This is a genomic window from Allobosea sp. P1_A7 (assembly GCF_056406775.1).
On the sequence record NZ_JBFTZN010000339.1, the window covers coordinates 1 to 5,783 of the forward strand.

Genomic DNA, 5,783 nt, shown 5'->3' on the forward strand with positions numbered 1-5,783 from the left:
CACTGCGCACTGCGCCCCTGAGACCGCCGCATCGCCGCCATCCGCACATTGTCGAAGAGGGAGGAGGCTGCAATGCGGCTTCTGGTGATTTCCGACGTGCATCTCGAATTCGGCCCATTCGCATTTCCGGAACCGATGCCGGAATTCGATATCGCAGTATTCGCTGGCGATATGCACCGACCTATCGTTGCCGCTCTTGAATGGATGGCCGATCAGCGAGAGGCAGGGCCGCTCCGGGGCCGAGAGATCATCTACGTTGCCGGCAATCACGAGTTCTACAACAGCGAGATGAAAAGCAACCTGGCCGCTGCAACCGAGCCAGCCGATGAGGCGGGCATCCATCTGTTACATCGCCGTACAGTGATCATCGGGCATGTTCGCTTCATCGGCTGCACGCTTTGGACGGACTATCGCCTTCTGGGGACGCCGAAGCCGTCAATGGTCTTCGCCGGGCAGGAACTGAACGACCACCGCCTCATTCGATATCGTGAGGATAGCGGTCACTACAGTCGGTTCATGCCCTGGCACGCCGCGGCGGAGCACCGGCTCGATCTCGCATTCATTCGTGGCGAGCTGGGCAAACCACATGAGGGGCCAACCGTTGTGGTGACGCACCATGCGCCACACCCGCAATCGGTCCAGCCGAGGCACCAGGGAAGTCTTCTTTCGCCGGCCTTCGCCTCGGATCTCAGTGGCGTGATCGAAATGTTCCAGCCTGAACTTTGGATCCATGGGCACGACCATGGGTCGCATGACTACCAGGTCGGCAAGACGCGCATTTTCACAAATCAGGCCGGCTATCCAAACCTCCACGGCGATCGCGAGAACAGAGGCTTCGATCCGCGCTGCATCATCGTGGTGGAGGGTCCGCAGAAATGAGCGGCTACGACGAAATTCGGTGCGAGATGCCGATGCCTACCTGCAATCTGGTGCCTGACACGGTGTTTCACACGTGAGCGTCAATCCTAAGGGGCGTCACCGATCCGGGCGATCGCGCCGACGCCCTAATGTTTGATCCCGGGCTTTGATGGCGCAGTCTTTTCGCGTGAGTGGAAGGAGGCGCTATGGGCCATGTATGGACGGCCTCCGCGTGGCAAGGGCCATTTGGCGCTTCTGACGAGTTGGTCGGGTGCAGGCATGTATACGGCCTCTGATCGGCAGCGCATTGATGCCGCGGGCCCTGATGAAGTCCGCCGATCGGGTTCCTTTCAGGTTCGCGCGCTCTCGGCGCATGGCCCATAACGGATTGTCCCGATCCCGGCTCGACCGTTCGTCATCACACCATCAGCACCTCACCAATCCTTCGTAGCCCACTGCTGCTCTTTTACGCGACTGAGGCCTCGAACTTCTTCCCTGTCGTCATCAGCGCCCAAGCAATCCTGGCCATCTTGTTCGCAAGCGCGATGGCGACGACATTGTATGGCTTCGCCGCGAGCAGTCCGGCGGCCCATCGTGTCGGTGCCGCTTCTGCCTTGCGGCTGTAGCGAAGGACGGCGTGCGCTCCGACAACGAGAAGCCGGCGAATGTAAGCATCGCCTTGCTTACTGATCCTGCCGAGCCGGTCCTTGCCACCGGACGAGTTCTGCCGCGGAACGAGGCCGAGCCAGGCCGCAAGTTGCCGGCCGGATTTGAACAGCGACACGTCCGTGACAGTGGCAGCGATCGCGCTCGCGGTGATCGGGCCGATGCCGGGAATGGTCTCCAGCCGCCGGCTGAGTTCGTTCGAGCGATGCCAGCGAAGAATCTGATGATCCATCTCAGCAACCTTCGCATGAACCTCCCGCAACTGTTCGATAAGAGGACGGAGCGCTGCCCGCCCAAGCGCCGGGACGAGGTCGTGATCCTCGTCCTCGACCAGCGCAATCAACATGCCGACGCCGGCAACGCCTTGACGTGTCACGATCCCGAACTCGGCCAGGTGACCACGCAACGCGTTAACCAGCATCGTCCGTTGCCGGATCAGAAGCTCGCGGACTCTGTGCAGCATCAGCAGGCTTTGCTGCTCTTCGCTCTTCACCGGAACGAAGCGCATCGTTGGACGCGTCACCGCCTCGCAGATCGCCTCGGCGTCCAYCGCATCGTTCTTCTGTCGCTTGACATAAGGCTTCACATAGGAGGCGGGCATCAGCCGAACCTCATGGCCAAGCCCAGTCAGAACCCGGGCCCAATGGTGTCCGCTCGCGCAGGCTTCAATGCCAATCAGGCATGGCGCCAATCCTTCGAAGAAGGGGGCGACAGCATCGCGGCGCAGCTTTTGCCGAACGACAACCGCGCCGTTGGCGTCGACGCCGTGAACCTGAAAAAGCTGTTTGGCGATGTCCAAACCGACTGTGATAATCCTCTCCATGGACGGCTCTCCCTCATGTGACCTTTGACAGCCACACTATGGCACCTCGATGCCGGGAGCGGAGGCCGTCCACCCCATCAGGTTCACCATGGGAGCGCCACGACGACAGAGGCTGTCCGTCGAGCGATACAGCATAGTCATGTCTGGACGGCGCCTGCGGATCAAGGGTTCGGCTTCGGTCATGTGAAGGTCGCGGGTGCGGTCATGTCTTCGGCCTGTCGCTGCGGATGGTGTCATCCGCCGGCCCTGATGGTTTCCGCTGATCCGCTGACCTGATCAAGAGAGCGAGCTCGAGGCTCCGACTATGCTGCAGGCTCTGCGGATCTTCTGCTCGCTCACATCACCTCATGGTCACCCTCGATTGCTTGACGCGTTGCCTTGAAGCCGCTGGTTATGCGGCCGCGCCGCGATAGCGAGAACCGCCTCGCATCAGCGCGAAGGCGATGCGGGCGAGCTTGTTTGCTACGGCGATGGCCACAACCCTGAAGGGTTTGGTATCCAGGAGCCGGCTTGCCCATGTCCTCAGAGCGTCCTCGCCCTTTCTGCGGTGACGCAACACTGCGTGTGCACCGACGACGAGAAGTTTGCGAAGATAGCGGTCTCCCATCTTGGATATCCGCCCCAACCGTTCCTTGCCCCCAGACGAGTTCTGTCGAGGCGTCAACCCGATAGAGGCGGAGAACGCGCGCGGCCCCTCGAATGCCGAGATATCCTGCACCGTCGCAGCGATGGCGGAAGCCGTCACCGGACCGATGCCAGGCACCGTCATCAGGCSCCGGGCGGTCTCATTCTCTTTCGCGAGCTGTTCGATCGCGTCATCGCTGACTGCGATCTCCGCGTCGAGATGTTCAATCTGGCGCACGAGCGGAGCCAGGGCCGTCTGCACGGTGGACGGGATCTCCGCCTCGTCGCCACTACCGATGAGAGCAGCCAGACTGCGGGCGTTGTTCGGTCCCTGCGCGGCAATGATCCCGATCTCGGCCAGGTGGCCACGCAGGGCATTCAGCATTTGCGTCCGCTGGGCGACGAGGATCTCGCGGACCCTATGGTGCATGAGTGCAGCCTGGTTTGCGATCGAGCGTACCGGCACGAAGCGCATGRATGGCCGGGTCACAGCCTCGCAGATTGCCGCTGCATCTGCTGCATCATTTTTCTGGCGCCGGACATAGGCCTTCACGTAGGCCGGCGGCATCAGCCGCACATCATGACCACAGCCGATYAGCCTACGCGCCCAATGATGGGCGGAGCCACAAGCTTCAAGCCCGACCAGGCATGGCGGTAGCTGCTCGAAGAAGGGCAAGAGGTCSYGACGTCTGATGGCTCTCGTCAGCAGCACACCGCCCGAGCCGTCGACCACGTGAACCTGGAAGATAAGCTTCGCCAAATCGAGACCGACCGTTACAGCGGCGGACAGGTCAGTGTTCTGCTTGCGCATGGATGGGGCTCCTCGGAATGGTCCGTGATGGCAACACGCCTGCCTTAAGAACGGTGCCGGTGCAGGCGCCGTCCATCCCATCAAGAGAGCCTGAGGGCTCTGGCGAAGCGCTACGGCATCAACCAGAAGACGGTGGCCAAGTGGAAGAGACGGAGCTCGACGGCGGATCTCAAGACCGGTCCATGCGAGCCTCGATCGACCGTGCTGTCGATCGAGGAGGAGGCGGTGATCGTCGCCTTCCGCCGGCATACTCTGCTGCCGCTCGACGATTGCCTCTATGCTCTGCAGGCGACGATCCCGCATCTGACGCGCTCATCATTGCACCGCTGCCTGCAGCGTCATGGCATCAGCCGGTTGCCGGAGGTGGCAGGAGACAAGGAGCCGAAGAGGCGCTTCAAGTCCTACCCGATCGGCTACGTCCATATCGACATCGCCGAGGTACAGACTGCCGAGGGCAAGCTCTACCTCTACGTGGCCATTGATCGCACGAGCAAATTCGCCTTCGTCCAGGTGGTCAGGAAGACCGGCCGGACCTCGGCTTCTGCCTTCCTGGTGGCTCTGATCGACGCGGTACCGTACCGGGTCCACACCGTTCTCACGGACAACGTCCTATGTCGGGAGGCAGCTTTGGGCTTTGGCCAACAGGTCTCGTCACGTCGGCAACGCGCCGACGTCGGCAGTAAGCTGATCCAGATGGTTTCCACCGTCAACGGGATCGCTCCCAGCCATAGCAAACACAGGATCCAGCGGCATTGACGCGGCCGTGGTCCTCACCGTCCTCAAGACGAGATACGCACCCAGGTGGAAGGCCCGAACATTATCTACAGGGTCGCCTTTGGCGCCCTCACGGCACTTGYAGAGAGGGGTCCTTCCACCTGGCATCCGACCGTTCCAGGAACGGCCGGTATTCTGTTCCCGTCTTGACGACGGCATGCGCCACCCGCGCCATCTTGGCGGTAAGCGCGGTCATCGCCTTGCGACGGCGATCGGCATCGTCCGCGTGACCGGCAACATAGCGACCAAGCTTGTCGCGGAAGCTGTTGTCACATTGGCGCGCGGCGACCTGCGCTGCCATCCAGAACGTTCGGCGCAGCCGGGCATTGCCGTACTTCGACAGCTTGGTCCGACCGCGGAACGTGCCGGATTGGCAGGTAGCGAGGTCGAGGCCGCAGAACTTCAGGAACTGGCGGTGATGGCCGAACCGCCGCAGGTCTCCGGCTTCGGCCAGGATTGTCAGAGCGTTGATCGGTCCGATTCCCGGGATCCGCCGCAGCAACTGGTAATCGTGATGATCGGCCAACGTGACCTGCGCGATCTCTTCGATCCGATTGCGCTCCCGGATCAGGCCCCGAGCCTGGGCAATAATCATCCGGAACATCGTGATCGCCGCGCTTTCCTCCGGCACGGGCAACGCAATCGATGAGCAAGCCGTCTCGTAGATATCGTTGATTAGCCGAGCCTTGGAGACTTTGCGGCCGACCAGAGGCCAGGCCTCGGCCACGAACGCTTCCCGTTCCAGTGCGATGATGCTGCCGGGCGTCGGGAAGCGCTCGATCAGTGCCAGGAACCAATCCGAGCGGCTATTGCCGGCGAAGCGGCCGATCTCCGGAAAGTACAGCGGTAGGTAATGCGTCAGGATGCGGTGCCAGGTCTGCGTCTTGGCCTTCGAAATCGTCTCGTGCGTCTTCGACAACTCCTGGAGATCGTTGATGCCGGCGGCCAACGGGTCGACATAGGCCTGCGTGGCACCGATCCGCAGCATGTGCAGGATGACCTGGGCGTCCTTGGGATCGTTCTTGTCCCAACCGTTGTGTAGCGCCTCCCGCGTCCGGGCGAGCGCGACCGAGGAGATCAGCCGAAGCTCGAAGCCTGCCGTCAGAAGCCGATAGGCGAGCGTGCGATGGTAGTTGCCGGTCGCCTCGAAGCCGACAAGGATCGGCCGCCCGATCGCGGCAAGGTCCGCAGCCAGGCGGTCGTAGTCCTGCTTGGTCGCCATCACGG

Annotated in this window: 3 protein-coding genes and 2 pseudogenes; 2 read left to right on the top strand and 3 right to left on the bottom strand. The window is 62.1% G+C overall.

Annotated features, from left to right (window positions below; all coding sequences use genetic code 11):
* Window positions 1–72 precede the first annotated feature (72 nt).
* Window positions 73–879: a metallophosphoesterase gene (locus AC1D34_RS33370; RefSeq protein ID WP_476826551.1), complete on the top strand. Its 807-nt coding sequence runs from the start codon at window positions 73–75 to the stop codon at window positions 877–879.
* Window positions 880–1,324: 445 nt separating this feature from the next.
* Here AC1D34_RS33370 and AC1D34_RS33375 read toward each other — a convergent pair whose 3' ends face one another.
* Window positions 1,325–2,347 (bottom strand): IS110 family RNA-guided transposase, encoded by a 1,023-nt coding sequence (locus tag AC1D34_RS33375; RefSeq protein WP_476826552.1) that lies wholly within the window; start codon window positions 2,345–2,347, stop codon window positions 1,325–1,327.
* Window positions 2,348–2,738: 391 nt separating this feature from the next.
* On the bottom strand, window positions 2,739–3,782 hold the full coding sequence (locus AC1D34_RS33380) for an IS110 family RNA-guided transposase (protein WP_476826553.1): 1,044 nt from the start codon (window positions 3,780–3,782) through the stop codon (window positions 2,739–2,741).
* An 81-nt stretch (window positions 3,783–3,863) separates the two neighbouring features.
* On the opposite strand from AC1D34_RS33380, the pseudogene AC1D34_RS33385 reads away from it, so the two are divergent.
* Window positions 3,864–4,388 (top strand): annotated as a pseudogene (locus AC1D34_RS33385) (transposase family protein); the annotation flags it as partial.
* A 234-nt stretch (window positions 4,389–4,622) separates the two neighbouring features.
* On the opposite strand, the pseudogene AC1D34_RS33390 reads toward AC1D34_RS33385, so the two are convergent.
* A pseudogene (locus AC1D34_RS33390) lies at window positions 4,623–5,783 on the bottom strand (IS110 family RNA-guided transposase); the annotation flags it as partial.

Coding starts and splice junctions, on each gene's coding strand:
- AC1D34_RS33370 (WP_476826551.1), top strand. CDS start 73: ATGCGGCTTCTGGTGATTTCCGACGTGCATCTCGAATTCGGCCCATTC.